Origin of the sequence: Streptomyces tricolor, assembly GCF_002155905.1 — a bacterium.
GTDB classification, from domain to species: Bacteria; Actinomycetota; Actinomycetes; order Streptomycetales; family Streptomycetaceae; genus Streptomyces; species Streptomyces tricolor.
This window is the reverse complement of sequence record NZ_MUMF01000464.1, coordinates 1-15,848: the sequence shown is the minus strand read 5'-3', so window position 1 is coordinate 15,848 and position 15,848 is coordinate 1. Positions and strand designations below refer to the sequence as shown.

13 protein-coding genes are annotated in these 15,848 nt (G+C 71.5%); 5 read left to right on the top strand and 8 right to left on the bottom strand.

The window, feature by feature from the left end:
- Positions 1 to 285, bottom strand: a 285-nt coding sequence (locus CCN44_RS45640; RefSeq protein ID WP_414820525.1) for a helix-turn-helix transcriptional regulator, incomplete at its 3' end; no start/stop codon positions are given.
- 187 nt (positions 286 to 472) lie between these two features.
- Here CCN44_RS45640 and CCN44_RS29795 point away from each other — a divergent pair.
- Positions 473 to 1,162: a hypothetical protein gene (locus tag CCN44_RS29795; protein ID WP_086701019.1), complete on the top strand. Its 690-nt coding sequence runs from the start codon at positions 473 to 475 to the stop codon at positions 1,160 to 1,162.
- 122 nt (positions 1,163 to 1,284) lie between these two features.
- A complete protein-coding gene (locus CCN44_RS29790) occupies positions 1,285 to 2,010 on the top strand; it encodes a hypothetical protein (RefSeq protein ID WP_086701015.1) in 726 nt (241 codons plus the stop codon).
- Positions 2,011 to 2,080: 70 nt separating this feature from the next.
- Here the strand turns inward: CCN44_RS29790 and CCN44_RS29785 are convergent, their stop codons facing one another.
- The gene (locus tag CCN44_RS29785) at positions 2,081 to 2,824 is read right to left on the bottom strand and encodes a GNAT family N-acetyltransferase (protein ID WP_189397176.1); all 744 of its coding nucleotides are present in this window, start codon (positions 2,822 to 2,824) and stop codon (positions 2,081 to 2,083) included.
- A gap of 62 nt (positions 2,825 to 2,886) precedes the next feature.
- Positions 2,887 to 3,612 (bottom strand): HNH endonuclease family protein, encoded by a 726-nt coding sequence (locus CCN44_RS29780; RefSeq protein ID WP_086701012.1) that lies wholly within the window; start codon positions 3,610 to 3,612, stop codon positions 2,887 to 2,889.
- A gap of 197 nt (positions 3,613 to 3,809) precedes the next feature.
- On the opposite strand from CCN44_RS29780, the gene CCN44_RS29775 reads away from it, so the two are divergent.
- Positions 3,810 to 4,571: an SDR family NAD(P)-dependent oxidoreductase gene (locus CCN44_RS29775; protein WP_086701009.1), complete on the top strand. Its 762-nt coding sequence runs from the start codon at positions 3,810 to 3,812 to the stop codon at positions 4,569 to 4,571.
- A 211-nt stretch (positions 4,572 to 4,782) separates the two neighbouring features.
- Here the strand turns inward: CCN44_RS29775 and CCN44_RS29770 are convergent, their stop codons facing one another.
- From CCN44_RS29770 to CCN44_RS29760, 3 genes are all read right to left on the bottom strand, one after another.
- Positions 4,783 to 5,139 carry a MerR family transcriptional regulator gene (locus tag CCN44_RS29770; RefSeq protein WP_086701005.1) on the bottom strand — a complete coding sequence of 119 codons (357 nt, stop codon included), beginning with the start codon at positions 5,137 to 5,139 and terminating at the stop codon, positions 4,783 to 4,785.
- A gap of 82 nt (positions 5,140 to 5,221) precedes the next feature.
- Entirely contained in the window at positions 5,222 to 8,752 is a 3,531-nt protein-coding gene (mfd, locus tag CCN44_RS29765) for a transcription-repair coupling factor (protein WP_059251013.1), read from the bottom strand.
- A gap of 239 nt (positions 8,753 to 8,991) precedes the next feature.
- The gene (locus tag CCN44_RS29760; RefSeq protein WP_223283879.1) at positions 8,992 to 9,306 is read right to left on the bottom strand and encodes a helix-turn-helix domain-containing protein; all 315 of its coding nucleotides are present in this window, start codon (positions 9,304 to 9,306) and stop codon (positions 8,992 to 8,994) included.
- 441 nt (positions 9,307 to 9,747) lie between these two features.
- Between CCN44_RS29760 and CCN44_RS44580 the strand changes: the two genes are divergently transcribed.
- Positions 9,748 to 10,179, top strand: coding sequence for a phospholipase A2 (locus tag CCN44_RS44580; protein WP_158103167.1), 432 nt, complete (start codon positions 9,748 to 9,750; stop codon positions 10,177 to 10,179).
- 141 nt (positions 10,180 to 10,320) lie between these two features.
- Here CCN44_RS44580 and CCN44_RS29750 read toward each other — a convergent pair whose 3' ends face one another.
- Both CCN44_RS29750 and CCN44_RS29745 read right to left on the bottom strand, forming a co-directional pair.
- On the bottom strand, positions 10,321 to 12,906 hold the full coding sequence (locus tag CCN44_RS29750; RefSeq protein ID WP_059251011.1) for an ABC transporter permease: 2,586 nt from the start codon (positions 12,904 to 12,906) through the stop codon (positions 10,321 to 10,323).
- Entirely contained in the window at positions 12,903 to 13,691 is a 789-nt protein-coding gene (locus CCN44_RS29745; RefSeq protein ID WP_086701002.1) for an ABC transporter ATP-binding protein, read from the bottom strand. The genes CCN44_RS29750 and CCN44_RS29745 overlap by 4 nt, the downstream gene beginning before the upstream one ends.
- Before the next feature lie 445 nt (positions 13,692 to 14,136).
- Here CCN44_RS29745 and CCN44_RS29740 point away from each other — a divergent pair, with 445 nt between their 5' ends.
- Positions 14,137 to 15,642 (top strand): MFS transporter, encoded by a 1,506-nt coding sequence (locus CCN44_RS29740; RefSeq protein WP_059251007.1) that lies wholly within the window; start codon positions 14,137 to 14,139, stop codon positions 15,640 to 15,642.
- The last annotated feature ends 206 nt before the right edge of the window (positions 15,643 to 15,848 follow it).

The window sequence follows — 15,848 nt, the reverse complement described above, 5'->3', positions numbered from 1 at the left end:
CAGCAGCAGCGCGCACCCGGCGTGCACCAGGGCCGTCAACGGGCCGTCCGGGTGACCGGCCAGCTGCTGCCAGACCCGTTCGCGCAGCGGGACTTCGGCGAGTTTCCCCTGCTTGCGCAGCCAGGCCTCAACCTCGGCGAGCGCGAAGGAGGGGCTGGTCTCGGTGCCGCCGACCGGTTTCGGGAAGTCGGCGTGCCGGCGGCGCCAGTTGCTGACCGCGGCACGGCCCACTCCGGCGAGCCGCGCGATACCGGCCGCGGTCACCTCTGTCGCGTTGTCCTGCACCGGCTTTGCTCCCCTCGTCCCGTGGTGCGCCGAGCATACCGGCGTACACAAGTGCCCTGAGTTCACGGGCGTGTACTTCCCTCATCCTGTGAACCGTGTTGACTCGGTTCACAGGCTCTGGTCTTATTGACCCAGCGAACGAGCGGCCACCGGAGGGGGAGGCCGCCGACTCGGGGAGGGGTTCGCCATGGGTATGAAGGCCAAGGTCGCGCTCGGTGCCGTCGTGGGAATCGCCGTCATCGGTGCCGTGTCCGCCAACGCCGGCGGTGACGGCAAGGGCGGCGGCGACAAGGGCGGCGCCAAGGGCTCCTCGGCCTCGGCCGAGCACACGTCCGGCGGCAAGAAGGACTCGGACGGCGCGCAGGCGGCCGAGGAGAAGAAGGCCGCCTTCGGAGGCGACGGCGAGTACCAGGTCGGCTCCGACGTGCAGCCGGGGACGTACCGCACGACCGGCAACACCGACGACCTGTGCTACTGGGAGCGCGCCAAGGACGCCTCCGGCGAGCTGGACTCCATGCTCGCCAACGACAACGTCAGCGGCACGAGTTACGTGACCGTCAAGCCCACCGACAAGCTGTTCAAGTCCCGTGGCTGCGCGGACTGGGAGGCCGTGGACCCGAAGGCGAAGGGCACGCCCGGCTCCTCGATGGACGGCGACGGCGGCATGTACAAGGTGGGCACGGACATCGCGCCGGGCACCTACAGGTCGACCGGGAACGCCGACGACTCCTGCTACTGGGAGCGGACGAAGGACGCCGACCACGGCCTGGACTCGATCATCGCGAACAACAACGTCACCGGCACGGCCGTCGTGACCATCAGCCCGTCGGACGCCTACTTCAAGACGAGCGGCTGCGGCGACTGGAAGAAGGCCTGACCCCCACCGCCGGCCCACGCGCCGTCATCCACACCCCCGTCACACCCCCCACTCCACACACTCCGCTCCACATACCACGTTTCACACACCCCCGTTTCACCACCTCTGAAGGACTGTCAGTCATGCGTCTCTCGTCCCGTGCCGTCACGCTGCTCGCCGTCGCGGCCCTCCCTCTGGCCCTGTCCGCCTGCTCCTCCGGCTCGTCCGACTCCTCCCCGGACTCCGGTGCGAGCGCCAAGCCGGCCAAGGCGAAGAACCCCAACGCCGGTCTCCTCACCGGTACGCAGCTCAAGAAGGCGCTGGCGCCCGCGTCGGCCTTCCCGGCCGGGCTCACCCTCCAGTCCGACGGCGCCTCGGACAGCGGCGACAAGTTCCTCACGCCGTCCAGCAGGAAGACCGCGAAGCCGGACTGCACCCGGCTGCTGGGCACGTCCTGGATCCAGGTGACCGGTTTCGAGGGCGGCGTGTCCTTCGCGCAGAACGACTACGCGAACCAGGACGAGACCGAGGCAGTGGCCCAGGAGATCGACGCGTTCCAGGGCAGCACGGCGAAGACCGTGATGAAGGAACTGCGGTCCGTCGCGACCGAGTGCGCCACCTTCACGGACACGGACACGCACGCCAAGGTGAAGGTGACGGGCCGGTCCACGGCCGGGCTCGGCGACGAGGCCTTCACCATCACACTGACCAGCGGCACGTGGGAGACCGGCACCACGCTGATCGCGGCGCGCTCCGGCAACGACGTGGTCACCGTGCTGTCGACCGCGGGCAGCGACAACGGTGCCGCCGCCGCGAAGAAGGTGACGACCCGGGTCGTGGACTCCCTGAAGGGCAAGTCGGGCGCGTGACCCGCCGGGGGGCCATCAGTGCCCCCCCGGCCTCTGTGACCTGGCGCCGGAGCGGAAGCCCGGCGTCAGGTCACAGCCGGTGCCGCATCCACACGTTGGGTTCGACGTAGACGGCGTACCCGCGCTCCGGTTCGCAGCGGACCGGGACCAGGGCGCCGGGCACCTCGATCTCGCCCGCCGTGTCGAAGGGCAGCCCGGTCCAGCGGCGCCACTCCTCCAGCGAGCCGGCCACGGTCATGGAGGCCGGGGCGACGGAGTCGATGGTGGCGCCGGCCCGGGCGTGGACGCGCAGCCACGGATCCTCGGGCAGTCCGTCGGGGCGGACCCGGCGGGCGTACTCGGTGATCGGGGTGTGCGGCTCGCGGTGCTTGGCGTTCGGGCGGACGGGGGCGACGACCTCGCGGAAGCCGCGGGCGCGGGCCGTGTCCCGCATCGCCGAGAGCATGACGGCCGACAGGCCGCGGCCCTGGGCGTGCGGGGCGATGGTGACCGAGATCGCGCTCACGGTGTCCGGGCGGGTGCCGCGCCGCAGATCGGCGAAGGCCCACGCCAGGACCTGGTCCCACCCCCGGGCCGGCAGCGTGCGCCGGCCCTCGACGTCGAGGGCGAACGGCACGCTGTAGGCGTGGGCGACGACCTGGCCGTCCTCGTCCTCGGCGAACAGCGCGTAGTCCGGCAGCTCGGTGGGGATGCGGCCGTAGTGGGTGTTGCCCACAAGGTCGTTGGTGACGAACTCGGGCCAGGTGTCGGGCATGCCGAGTACCTCCGGCAGCCGGTCGGGCCGCTCGGCGAGGCTGCTCACCTTGATGTCCATACCGGTCACGGTAAGCGGTGATCCTCAGGGGGAGACAGCGATTTACCCGGCCGCCGGGCGGGTCACCGGGCCCGGAAACGCTCGGGTGCCCTGGTCGGGTTGCCGCCGGTCGGGAGCTTCTGCTCCGGGCAGCCGGCGAGGACCTTCTTCATGGCGGCCCGCTCGGCGGCGGTGACCCACAGGCCGTACTTCTTCTTGACCGCGACCTGGGCGGCGACGTAGGTGCACCGGTAGGCCTTGTTGGGCGGGAGCCAGGTGGCCGCGTCGCCGTCTCCCTTGCCGCGGTTGGTGCCCGCGTCGACCGCGAGGAGGTTGAGGGGGTCGTTGGCCAGCGCTATGCGCTTGCCGGGGTCCCAGTACCTGGCGCCCTTCTGCCAGGCGTCGGACAGGGCGACGACATGGTCGATGTCGACCTTGCTGCGGCCCCGCCGGTAGGTGATGTCCTTGCCGGAGTAGGGGTCGGGGTCCAGCAGACCGGAGGAGACCTTGCAGGTGCCGCCGGTGAACCTCACCTCCTTCAGGTCGCGTTTGAGGATGTCGTCGCGGGTGTCGCAGGAGTTGGAGTCGGTGTCCGCCCAGGCGGTGCCGAACCGCTCCCGGGAGTAACCGGTCCTGGGAGCGCGCCCCTTGACGGTCAGTGAGTCGACGGCGGTCAGGGCCGCGCCCCCGCGGCCGACGGGTTCCGGTCCCAGGCCGCCGCCGGTGTGCGTGTCCGTGCAGCCGGTCACGACGGCCAGTACGGTCACGGCCGCGGCGGTGACCGCTCCGCCGCCCCTCAGACGCGTCACGGTACGTCCCTCTCGCTCGCCCTGGTCCGCACCTCGGGTGGGGGGCGGATCGTTCCGCTCACCACGGTAACTTCCCGTCGGCGCACACCACATGGGAGTCAATCAGGCAATTACCGGACAATCTCGGCGCGTTCGTGAGTGCGTGCCGTCGGCCGTGCTTGACCTTGTCACTGGCGTCAGGGTCCGACGATCCCGGCATGAGCGAGAACAGCCACTCCCAGGACCCCCGTATCGTCCTCGTCACCGGAGCCGGCACCGGTATCGGCCGGGCCACCGCGCGCGCGTTCGCCGCCGAGGGCGCCCGGGTCGTCGCCGTCGGCCGCCGGGCCGCGCCCCTGGCCGAGACCGCCGAGGGCCACCCCGGCATCACGCCCCTGCCCGCCGACCTGACCGCCGAGGACGGTCCCGGGACCGTCGTACGGGCCGCCCTGGAGCGGTACGGCCGGATCGACGTGCTCGTCAACAACGCGGGCGTCGTCACCACCGACTCGCTGGGCGGCTACACGCGCGCGTCGGTACGGCCGCTGCTGGAGACCAACCTCCTCGCGCCCGTGCTGCTCACGCAGGCCGCGCTGCCCGCGCTCACGGAGCGCCGGGGCGTGGTGGTGAACGTGACGACCTCGGTGGGGCAGCGCGCCTGGCCCGGCAACTCCCTGTACGCGGCGGGCAAGGCGGCGCTGGAGGTGCTGACCCGCAGCTGGGCGGTGGAGCTGGCGCCGCACGGCATCCGGGTGGTCGCCGTGGCCCCCGGCGCGATCGAGACGCCGATCGCCGACCACTCCGGCTACAGCCCCGAGCAGCGCGCCGCCCTGCGCCGGTGGCAGCTCGACCACACCCCGCTCGGCCGGATCGGCCGCCCCGAGGAGGTCGCCTGGGCCATCACCCGGCTCGCCTCCCCGCAGGCGTCGTTCGTGACGGGGGTGGTGCTGCCCGTGGACGGCGGAGCGGTCGTGGCCTGACGGCCTGACGGCGGCCGGCCGGGACACGCTCCCGCCCCTGCCGTCGGACGACCTCACAGGCTCCCCGGCCTCGCCTCAGACGCTCAGAGGCTCCCCCGCCCGCGCCGTCAGACGCTCAGAGGCTCCCCGAAGCCGCCCTCGGACGCCGTGAGACGTCCTCACAGGCCCCCTGCCTCGCCCTCAGAAGCGCGCAGGCTCCCCAGAGCCGCCCTCAGACGGCCCCGCCCGCCTCCCGCAGAGCCGCCGCCAGGCGGTCGCGTATCGCCGTCTGGGCCGCGATGCGGGCGTCGAGGACGGCCAGCCGGTCCTGGGCGACCTTCAGGCCCTTGGCGGAGGCGGGGGCGGCGATGACATCGCCGTCCAGGCAGGGCAGGAACACGCGTACGTCGTCCAGGGTGAGGCCCGCCTCCAGCAGCCGGCGGATGTTGCGGACCCGGACCGCCGTACCGGAGTCGTACACGCGGTAGCCGTTGGCGGCGCGCGCGGAGGTGATCAGGCCCTGCTGCTCGTAGTGGCGCAGGGCGCGCGGCGTCGTCCCGGTCGCCTCGGCCAGCTCACCGATCCGCACGCGCGCCCCCGTCGCCGTACCCGCCCTCGGCCCAGGCCCCGTCCTGGACGCCGTCTCCGTTCCCGTTCCCGTGCACCGGCCGCTAGCCCAGGATCGAGGTGAGGAACTCGCCGACCCAGGCCAGCAGTTCGCGGCCGACCAGCGGCTTGCCGCCCACCTTCGCGGTCTTCGGGCGCGGGACCAGCACCTGGTGCACGGCCGGCTTGATGACCGTGCCCGGGTACAGCCGCTTGAGCCGCAGCTCCTGCGACTCGCGCAGCTCCACCGGCGCGAAGCGGATGTTGGTGCCCTGGAGGACGATCTCGCCGACGCCGCACGCGCGCGCGAGCATCCGCAGCCCGGCCACCAGCAGCAGGTTCTCCACCGGCTCGGGCAGCTTGCCGTAACGGTCGGTGAGTTCCTCGCGGACGGCCTTGATGTCCTCCTCCGAGTTGGCGGAGGCGATCGAGCGGTACGCCTGGAGGCGCAGCCGCTCGCCGGGGGCGTAGTCGTGCGGGACGTGCGCGTCGACCGGCAGCTCGATCTTGACCTCGAGCGGCGGCTCCTCCTCGATCTCGCCGGTCTCCAGCTGCCGCCGGTAGTCGGCGACCGCCTCGCCGACCATGCGGACGTACAGGTCGAAGCCGACGCCGGCGATGTGCCCGGACTGCTCGCCGCCGAGCAGGTTGCCGGCGCCGCGGATCTCCAGGTCCTTCATCGCGACGTACATGCCCGCGCCCATCTCCGTGTGCTGGGCGATCGTCGCGAGACGCTCGTGCGCGGTCTCGGTCAGCGGCTTCTCCGGCGGGTACAGGAAGTACGCGTAGCCGCGCTCGCGGCCCCGGCCGACCCGGCCGCGCAGCTGGTGCAGCTGGGACAGGCCGAAGGTGTCGCCGCGCTCCACGATCAGCGTGTTGGCGTTGGAGATGTCGATGCCGGACTCCACGATCGTGGTCGACACCAGCACGTCGAACTTCTTCTCCCAGAAGTCGACCACGACCTGCTCCAGCGCCGACTCGGACATCTGGCCGTGGGCCGTCGCGATGCGCGCCTCGGGGACGATCTCGCGCAGCCTGGCCGCCGCGCGGTCGATGGACTCGACGCGGTTGTGGATGTAGAAGACCTGGCCCTCGCGCAGCAGCTCCCGGCGGATGGCGGCGCCGATCTGCTTCTCCTCGTACGGCCCGACGAAGGTGAGCACCGGGTGGCGCTCCTCCGGGGGCGTGGTGATCGTGGACATCTCACGGATGCCGGTGACCGCCATCTCCAGGGTGCGCGGGATCGGGGTCGCGGACATGGTCAGGACGTCGACGTTGGCGCGGAGCTTCTTCAGCTGCTCCTTGTGCTCGACGCCGAAGCGCTGCTCCTCGTCCACGATGACCAGGCCGAGGTCCTTGAACTTGGTCTCGGAGGAGAACAGGCGGTGGGTGCCGATGACGACGTCCACCGAGCCGTCCTTCAGCCCCTCCAGGACCGCCTTGGCCTCGGTGTCGGTCTGGAACCGGGACAGCGCCCGTACGTTCACCGGGAACTGCCCGTACCGCTCGGAGAACGTGCCGAAGTGCTGCTGCACCAGCAGGGTCGTGGGCACGAGGACGGCCACCTGCTTGCCGTCCTGTACGGCCTTGAAGGCGGCCCGCACGGCGATCTCGGTCTTGCCGTACCCGACGTCGCCGCAGATCAGGCGGTCCATGGGGACCGACTTCTCCATGTCCTCCTTGACCTCGGCGATGGTGGTGAGCTGGTCCGGGGTCTCGGCGTAGGGGAAGGCGTCCTCCAGCTCGCGCTGCCAGGGCGTGTCGGCGCCGAAGGCGTGGCCGGGGGCGGCCATGCGCGCGCTGTACAGCTTGATCAGGTCGGCGGCGATCTCCTTGACGGCCTTCTTCGCGCGGGCCTTGGTCTTCGTCCAGTCCGCGCCGCCGAGGCGGTGCAGGGTGGGCGCCTCGCCGCCGACGTACTTGGTGATCTGCTCCAGCTGGTCGGTCGGGATGTACAGCCGGTCGCCGGGCTGGCCGCGCTTGGCGGGCGCGTACTCGACGACCAGGTACTCGCGGGTGGCGCCCTGCACGGTGCGCTGCACCATCTCGATGTAGCGGCCGACGCCGTGCTGTTCGTGGACGATGTAGTCGCCCGGCTCCAGGGTGAGCGGGTCGATGGTCTTGCGGCGGCGGGCCGGCATCCGGGCGCCGTCGCGGGTCGCGGTGCGCTGGCCGGACAGGTCGGTCTCGGTGAGGACGGCGAGCTTGAGTGCCGGGTCGACGAAGCCGTACTCGATCGACCCGCAGGAGACGTGCACCAGCGACGGGCTCAGCTCGCCGAGGTCGGAGTCGAGGCGGGCGGCGATGCCCTCGCCGCCGAGCACCTCGACCGTGCGGGCGGCCGGGCCGTGGCCCTCGGTGACGAAGACCGCGCGCCAGCCGTCGGCGAGCCAGCCCTTGGTGTCGGCGAGGGCCCGCGCGGTGTCGCCGCGGTAGGTCTCGGGGGCGTGCATGCCGAGCTTGAGGGTGTCCGCCTCCAGTTCCAGGTCGGCGGCGAACGGCGAGACGGACCACCACATCATGCCCAGCTCGCGCGCGCGGTCGCGGACGTCGGCGAGGGACCACAGGGAGGCCGCGCCGACGTCGATGGGGGCCTCGCCGCCGCCCGCGGTGGCCGCCCAGGACGCCTGGAGGAACTCCTGGCTGGTGGCGACGAGGTCGGCGGCGCGGGTGCGGACCCGCTCCGGGTCGCAGACGACGGCCATGGCGCCCTTGGGCAGCACGTCGAGCAGCAGCTCCATGTCGTCCACCAGGACCGGGGCGAGGGACTCCATGCCCTCCACCGCGATGCCCTCGGCGATCTTGTTCAGGAGTTCGCCCAGCTCCGGGTGGTCCTCGGCGAGGGCACGCGCGCGTGCGCGGACGTCCTCGGTCAGCAGCAGCTCGCGGCACGGAGGCGCCCACAGGCCGTGCTCGGCGACTTCGAGGGAGCGCTGGTCGGCGACCTTGAAGTAACGGATCTCCTCGACGTCGTCGCCCCAGAACTCGATGCGCAGGGGGTGTTCCTCGGTGGGCGGGAACACGTCGAGGATGCCGCCGCGCACGGCGAACTCGCCGCGCTTCTCGACCAGCTCCACGCGCGCGTACGCGGCGGCGGCGAGGGCTTCGACGACGTCGTTCAGATCGGCGCTCTGGCCGGTTCTCAGGGCCACCGGCTCCAGGTCGCCGAGGCCCTTGACCTGCGGCTGGAGCACAGAGCGCACGGGGGCCACGACGACGGAGACGGGGCCGGTCTCGGGGTCGTCCGGGCTGGGGTGGGCCAGGCGGCGCAGGACGGCGAGGCGGCGGCCGACGGTGTCGCTGCGCGGGCTGAGCCGCTCGTGCGGGAGGGTCTCCCAGGAGGGGTACTCCACGACGCCCTGTTCGGGCAGCAGGGAGCGCAGGGCGGCGGCCAGGTCCTCGGCCTCGCGGCCCGTCGCCGTGACGGCCAGGACCGGGCGGCCGGCCTCGCGGGCCAGGGCGGCGACCGCGAAGGGGCGGGCGGCCGGGGGACCGACGAGGTCGACGTGCGGGCGGTTGCCGTCCGCCGCCGCGCTGATCGCTTCCGCGAGGGCGGGGTCCTTGACGACGGCGTCGAGCAGACCGTGCAGGCTCATGGGGGCTTCCATCCGGGCGGGGGCAACGCAGACAGCCCGACACGTCTCACGGGCCGGGGCTGCCCAGCCTACGACGCCGACGGCGGCGGCGCGGCGCTCGGACGGCTTCGGCCGCTTTCCCCGGGTGCCCTTTGCGCCGCCGGGCCGGGCGCATGCGCCCCGGCGGAGCTGTCGCCGGCACGGGCGGAGCCCGGCGCCCGACGCCCGGCGCCCGGCGCCCGGCGCGCGAGTCCGCGCCGTCAGGCCGCTTCGCCGCTGCCGGCGAAAGCGACCGTCACGCCGCGCCCCGGTTCGACCGACACGAGCAGGGCCGAGCCGAAGGCCCCGGCGATCCGTTCCAGCAAGGCGAAAGTCGGCATGCATCTTCCGTGTTCCAGCCGGGAGATCGCCGCTTGGGTCAATCCGGAGAGTTCCGCCAGCCGCGCCTGGGTCATTCCGGTTCTGCCACGGCATTCACGGACGGCCCGCCCCACCACTTGCTCCAGCTTTTCGGCAGGATTTTCTCCACGCTCGGCACACGTCCAGATCATCCCCCGTCGATGACGCTGCACCATGACTCCCGGATCGCTCGTTGCCGACGCATATCGGCCCAGATACCCCTTCGAAGGCTAGCCGCGCATCGGCCTTGCACAGCGTCTGTTTGAGCAAGATCTGAGGTTGGCCACCCGCCGTCGACGACATCCGGAATCACTTCCTCCACACCGTATAGCGAGAGTGGTATAGCGACTCATCCACACGCAAAAGGCGAGATGAGAGGCGTGGAATTGCGCGTTCCGATTTTTCCTGGAGCGCGCCCGAGGGAAAGGCGATTGCCCGCACGGGGCGGACATGTCAAGATCACCGCCGTCCTCCACGGGAAGGAAGCAGCCTTGACCAAGTTGCGCACCACGCTGTCCGGAATAGCCCTCTCAGGAGCAGTTCTCGCCATCGGAGTCACGCCCGCGCTGGCGGATTCAGCATCCGGCGGAGCCGTTCCGTCTTCGGCGACCGCATCTGTGACGAAGGCACAGAAGCTGTCCAAGCTGAAGAATCTCACCGAGGATTCCTACGCCTCGCAGGGCAGGTGGCTGGACGCCATGAATCAGCACATGGCGCACAAGCAGTCGATCGAGAAGTACAAGTTCAACTGGAAGACCGATTACTGCAGCAACTCCCCGGACACACTGCCCGGTGGGTACAACTTCAAGATGGGGTGCTGGCGGCACGATTTCGGCTACCGCAACTACAAGGGCCTCATCGGCAACTACTACTTCAAGAAGAACGGCCACAAAAAGCGCGTCGACAAGGCCCTCCTCAGGGACCTGTACACCGCGTGCGACTACAAGCCGTGGGCGGACCCCCTGCCGCCCTCGGAGCGCAAGCGGTTGAAGGCGGCCTGCCGCAAGACCGCGAAGACGTACTACGACGCGGTCAGCGCCGCCGGCTGATCCACCGGCACCCACCGGCACCCACCGGCGTCCGCCGCCGGTCGCCAGGGCGGGGGCACGCAAGGACGGCGGGGCGCGGAAGTTTCCTTCCGCGTCCCGCCGTCCGGCGCTCTCGGCAACCGGCTGGTCCGGCCCGCGTGCCTAGTCGGTGGCGATGGCGTTCAGCACGTTCATCCGGGCCGCCCGGAACGCCGGCACCAGGGCGGCGAACAGGCCCACGAAGGCGGAGCCGATGAAGACACCGGTGATCGTCGGCCACGGGATCTCAAGGATCTTCAAGCCCTCCATGGCGAGGAGCTGCTGGGCGGTCGCGCCCCAGCTCATGCCCAGGCCGAGACCGAGCAGCGCGCCGAAGACGGCGATCACCACCGACTCCAGGCGGATCATGCGGCGCAGCTGGCGGCGGGAGAGGCCGATGGCCCGCATGAGGCCGATCTCCCGGGTGCGCTCGACCACGGAGAGGGCCAGGGTGTTCACCACACCGAGGACCGCGACGATGATCGCGAGTGCCAGCAGGCCGTAGATCATGTTGAGCAGCTGGCCGACCTGGTCCTTCAGCTCCTGCTTGTAGTCGGTCTGATCACGCACTGTCAGCTGCGGGAAGTCGTCGTGCAGCGCGGCCTTGAGCGCCTTGTACGCGGCGGCCTCCTGTCCCTCCGCGGCGGTGGCCAGGACCATCTCGTCGAGCGGCATTCTGTCGGCGGGGATGTACTTCGCGAGCGTGTCGATGGAGGTGTACATCGCACCGGCGTCGATGAGCGTGTCGCTGCGGGTGATCGCGCGGACCGTCAGGCGGGCGGTACGACCGTCCTCGTAGGCGACGGTGATCGTGGAACCGAGCCGGATGCCGTGGTCGTCGGCGAACTTCTCAGGCACCGACATCGAGTCGATCCGGTAGGCGTCCCGCACGTCGCCGGCCACCGTCTCGGTCCGTACGTCGGTCGCATAGGCCGGGTCGACGGCCATGACCGCGGTGTTCGGCAGCCGCCGGCCGTCCGGGGTGGTGAGGGCGGCCTCGGTCCACTTGTACTCGGTGACCCGCTTCAGGCCCGGGGTGCCCTTGACGGCCTGCACCGCCTGCCGGGCGACGAGCCCGTTCTCCTGGTCGCTGCGGATGATGAAGTCCGCCCCCACGGTCTTGTCCAGCTGATCGGTGGCCGAGGCCACCATGGAGGAGCCGACCACCGACAGGCAGGCCACCAGGGCGAGGCCGATCATCAGGGCGGCGCCGGTGGCGCCGGTGCGGCGCGGGTTGCGCAGCGCGTTGCGCTCGGCCATCCGGCCCACGGGTCCGAAGATCCGCAGCAGGACCGCGCCGAGGACGCGGACCAGGCCGCCGGCGAGCAGCGGGCCGATGACGACGAAGCCGATCAGGGTGAGCACCACGCCCAGGCCCAGCCAGCCCGAGCCGGTCTTGGCCTTGTCGGCGGTGGCGGCGACGTACAGGCTCCAGCCGCCGGCGCCGGTGAGGAGCAGGCCGAGGACGGCGCGGACGGCTCCGGCCTTGGCGTCGGCCGGGGCGCCCGCGTCCCGCAGGGCGGCCATCGGGGAGACCTTGCCGGCGCGCCGGGCGGGCAGGTAGGCGGCGAGGACGGTGACGACCACGCCGAGGAGCAGGCCGAGCGCGGGGGTGGTCCAGGCGACGGTGAGATCGTCGGTGGACAGGTGCATGCCCATCTGGCCCATGAGCTTCATCAGGCCGACGGCGATGCCGATGCCCGCGCCGACGCCGAGCACGGAGCCGAGCACGCCGAGCAGCAGCGCCTCGACCAGCACGGACCGGTTGATCTGCCGGCGGGAGGAGCCGATGGCGCGCATCAGGCCGATCTCGCGGGTGCGCTGGGCGACCAGCATGGAGAAGGTGTTGATGATCAGGAAGATGCCGACCAGGAAGGCGATCCCGGCGAAGCCGAGCATCGCGTACTTCATGACGTTCAGGAAGCTCTGGACGTCCTTCTGGTTGGCGTCGGCGACCTCCTTGGCGGTCTGCACCTTGTAGTCGTGCCCGAGGACGGCGGTGACGTTCTTCTTCAGCTGGGCGTCGGTCACGCCGGCGGCGGCGGTGACGTTGATGTTGGTGTAGACGCCGGTGCGGCCGACGAGGGTCTGCTGGGCGGTCCTGGTGTCCAGGTAGAAGATGGCCGCGCCGGGGTTGGTGACCTTGAAGGCGGCGGTGCCGGACACGCGCGCGTGGTGCGTGCCGACGGCGGTGATCACGCTGATCTCGTCGCCGATCTCCAGGCCGTGCTTGTCGGCGGTGTCGGCGTCGACCATCACCTGGTCGGGGCCCTTGGGCGCCGTACCGGAGGCGATCTCCATGGTGCGGGCGTCGTTGCGGTTCCAGCTGCCGACGATGGTGGGCGCGCCGCTGCTGGGCGACAGCTTGTCCTTGTCGCCGTCGACGACGGTCACCGAGGTGGAGAACACCGTGCCCTCGGCCGCCTTCACGCCCCGCGCCGTGCGGATCTCACCGACCACGGAGGCCGGCAGCACGGGCGGCTTGCCGGTGCGGGAGGTGGTCTCCCCGGTGTCGGAGGAGCCCTTGGCGCTGACCTGGACGTCCGAGGAGGTGGCCTGGAAGAGCTTGTCGAAGGTGGTGTTCATGGTGTCGGTGAACACGAGCGTGCCGCACACGAACGCCACCGACAGCAGGACCGCGACCGCCGACAGCGCCATGCGGCCCTTGTGCGCGAAGAAGTTGCGCATCGAGGTCTTCAGGACGGTCATGACGTACGCCCCCGGGCGTCGAAGTCCTTCATGCGGTCCAGGACCTGATCGGCCGTCGGCTGGTACATCTCGTCGACGATCCGGCCGTCGGCGAGGTAGAGCACGCGGTCGGCGTAGGAGGCGGCGACCGGGTCGTGGGTGACCATGACGATGGTCTGGCCGAGTTCGTCCACCGAGCGGCGCAGGAAGCCGAGGACTTCGGCGCCCGCGCGCGAGTCGAGGTTTCCGGTCGGCTCGTCCCCGAAGATGATCTCCGGGCGGGCGGCGAGCGCCCGGGCGACGGCGACGCGCTGCTGCTGGCCGCCGGAGAGCTGGGTGGGGCGGTGCTTGAGACGGCCGGCGAGCCCGACGGTCTCCACCACCCGGTCCAGCCAGGCCCGGTCGGGCTTGCGGCCGGCGATGTCCATGGGCAGCGTGATGTTCTCGATGGCGTTCAGCGTCGGCAGCAGGTTGAACGCCTGGAAGATGAAGCCGATCCGGTCGCGGCGCAGCTGGGTGAGCTTCTTGTCCTTCAGGCCGGTGATCTCGGTCTCGTCGAGGTAGATCTGACCGCTCGTCACCGTGTCCAGGCCGGCCAGGCAGTGCATCAGGGTGGACTTGCCGGACCCGGAGGGGCCCATGATCGCGGTGAACTGCCCCCGGGCGATGTCCACGTCGACGTGGTCCAGCGCGACGACCCGGGTCTCGCCCGATCCGTACGCCTTCACGACCTGCCGCGCCCGCGCGGCAACGGCCGTACGCCCTCCAGTGCCCCCGTGCCTGGTGATGGTCACAGCCGATGTCACGGTATGTCTCCTATGTCGGTTGACAGGTCGATGCGAAGCACCCGGTGCTCCGGGACGTCGTTCTGGGTACGTCGATGAGTCTCGCGGTCGGCGAGGGCGTCGCGCGCTGGTGCGGAGCCCCGTCTTCGCGGGGGGAAAACCCCACCCTCGCCGGTGCGGTCCGCCGCCCCCCAGCGGCGTAAAGCCAGGTTAAGGACCGGCCCCGGCCGGAATCGTCCTCCGCCGGGACGAGCCCTCCCCCAGCCGTAGTACGGAGGAACCCCTAGGGGTGCTCCACCGTCGGGCGGAGCCGTTCTCGGGGTCGGCTCCACCCTTCGGCGCGCACAGCCTCCACCCTTCCGCCGCGTCAGGCTCAAGCCCGCCGTGCGTGGGAAGCTGACACGGCGTACATAGGTGCAGGGGGCACCTGGGTAGCTTCCGGCGGGAAGCTCGGGGAGGGGTTGCGGTGGGGAGCACGACACCGGCGATACGCGGCGGAGCCGACCGGCGGCAGGACACCCGGCGGCGGGGCGCGGTGGTGGCCGCGCTGATGCTGTCGATGGCCCTGGCGGCGCTCGACTCCACCGTGGTCTCCACGGCCGTCCCGCAGATCGTCGGCGACCTCGGCGGCTTCTCCGTCTTCTCCTGGCTGTTCTCCGGCTATCTGCTCGCCGTCACCGTCACCCTCCCCGTCTACGGCAAGCTGTCCGACACCTTCGGCCGCAAGCCGGTGCTGGTGGTGGGCGCGGCGGTGTTCCTGCTGGGCTCGCTGCTGTGCGCGGTGGCCTGGAACATGGGGGCGCTGATCGCGTTCCGGATCGTGCAGGGCCTGGGCGGCGGGGCGTTGCAGGGCACGGTGCAGACGCTGGCCGCCGATCTGTACCCGCTGGCGGAGCGCCCGAAGATCCAGTCCAAGCTGTCCACGGTGTGGGCGGTGTCCGCGGTGGCCGGGCCCGGACTGGGCGGGGTGCTCGCCGCGTACGCCGACTGGCGCTGGATCTTCCTGGTCAACCTGCCGATCGGCGCCGCCGCGCTGTGGCTGATCGTCCGTCATCTGCACGAGCCGCAGCGGGAGACGGCACGCCACGCGCGCGTGGACTGGGCCGGCGCGCTCGCGGTGTTCGCGTGCGGCGGGGTGCTGCTGACCGCGCTGGTGCAGGGCGGGGTCGCGTGGCCGTGGCTGTCGGCGCCGTCGCTGGCCCTGTTCGGCGCGGGCCTGGCCCTGGCCGCCGTGGTGGTGCGGGTGGAGCGACGGGCCGCGGAGCCGATCATTCCGGGGTGGGTGTGGCGGCGCCGGACCATCGCCGCCGTCAATCTGGCGCTCGGCGCGCTGGGGCTGCTGATGGTGGCGCCCACGGTGTTCCTGCCGACGTACGCCCAGTCGGTGCTCGGGCTGGCGCCGGTGGCCGCCGGGTTCGTGCTGTCGGTGTGGACGCTCAGCTGGCCGGTGTCCGCCGCGTTCAGCCAGCACATCTACCGGCGGATCGGTTTCCGGGACACCGCGCTGCTCGGCATCGGCCTCGGCGCGCTGATCCTGTGCGCGTTCCCGTTCCTGCCGTACCCCGGGTCGTGGTGGCAGCCGACGCTGCTGATGCTGCTGCTGGGCGGGGCGCTGGGGCTGTTCCAGCTGCCGCTGATCATCGGCGTGCAGTCGACCGTGGGCTGGGCGGAGCGGGGCACCACGACCGCGTCGGTGCTGTTCTGCCGGCAGACCGGCCAGACCCTCGGCGCCTCCCTGTTCGGCGCCGTCGCCAACGGGGTGCTGGCCGCGCGGCTGGGCGGAGCGGGCGACCTGGACTCCGTCACCCGGGCACTGGACGCGGGCACGGCCCCGGAGGCGACCCGGCGGGCGATCGCGGAGGCGGTGCACGCGGTCTACTTCGGGGCGGCCGCCGCGGCGGCCGTGGCGTTCGTGGTGCTGCTGCTGGTGGCACCCCGGCGGTTCCCGGTACTGGAGGACCCGGCGGGTTAACCGCGGGTAACACCCCAGGTCGGACCGGTTTTCCCGAGGTAAGCGCATACCGACCGGCCAGTTCGGTGAAAACGCCGCGCGGTCCGCGGCGCGCGAGTAGCGTGCGTGGCCCAGTTCCCCCACCTCCCTGCGGTCCGCCGCCACGGACCCGAGCCGCGCAAGGAGCCCCGGGATGTCCTACGACCCGCCGCAGCCGTCGTACCCGC

Bases quoted from the DNA above. Each gene is read 5' to 3' on its own strand.
- CCN44_RS29795 (WP_086701019.1), top strand. From the start codon at position 473: ATGGGTATGAAGGCCAAGGTCGCGCTCGGTGCCGTCGTGGGAATCGCC.
- CCN44_RS29760 (WP_223283879.1), bottom strand. From the start codon at position 9,306: ATGGTGCAGCGTCATCGACGGGGGATGATCTGGACGTGTGCCGAGCGT.
- mfd (WP_059251013.1), bottom strand. From the start codon at position 8,752: ATGAGCCTGCACGGTCTGCTCGACGCCGTCGTCAAGGACCCCGCCCTC.
- CCN44_RS29750 (WP_059251011.1), bottom strand. From the start codon at position 12,906: ATGACCGTCCTGAAGACCTCGATGCGCAACTTCTTCGCGCACAAGGGC.
- CCN44_RS29790 (WP_086701015.1), top strand. From the start codon at position 1,285: ATGCGTCTCTCGTCCCGTGCCGTCACGCTGCTCGCCGTCGCGGCCCTC.
- CCN44_RS29775 (WP_086701009.1), top strand. From the start codon at position 3,810: ATGAGCGAGAACAGCCACTCCCAGGACCCCCGTATCGTCCTCGTCACC.
- CCN44_RS29785 (WP_189397176.1), bottom strand. From the start codon at position 2,824: ATGGACATCAAGGTGAGCAGCCTCGCCGAGCGGCCCGACCGGCTGCCG.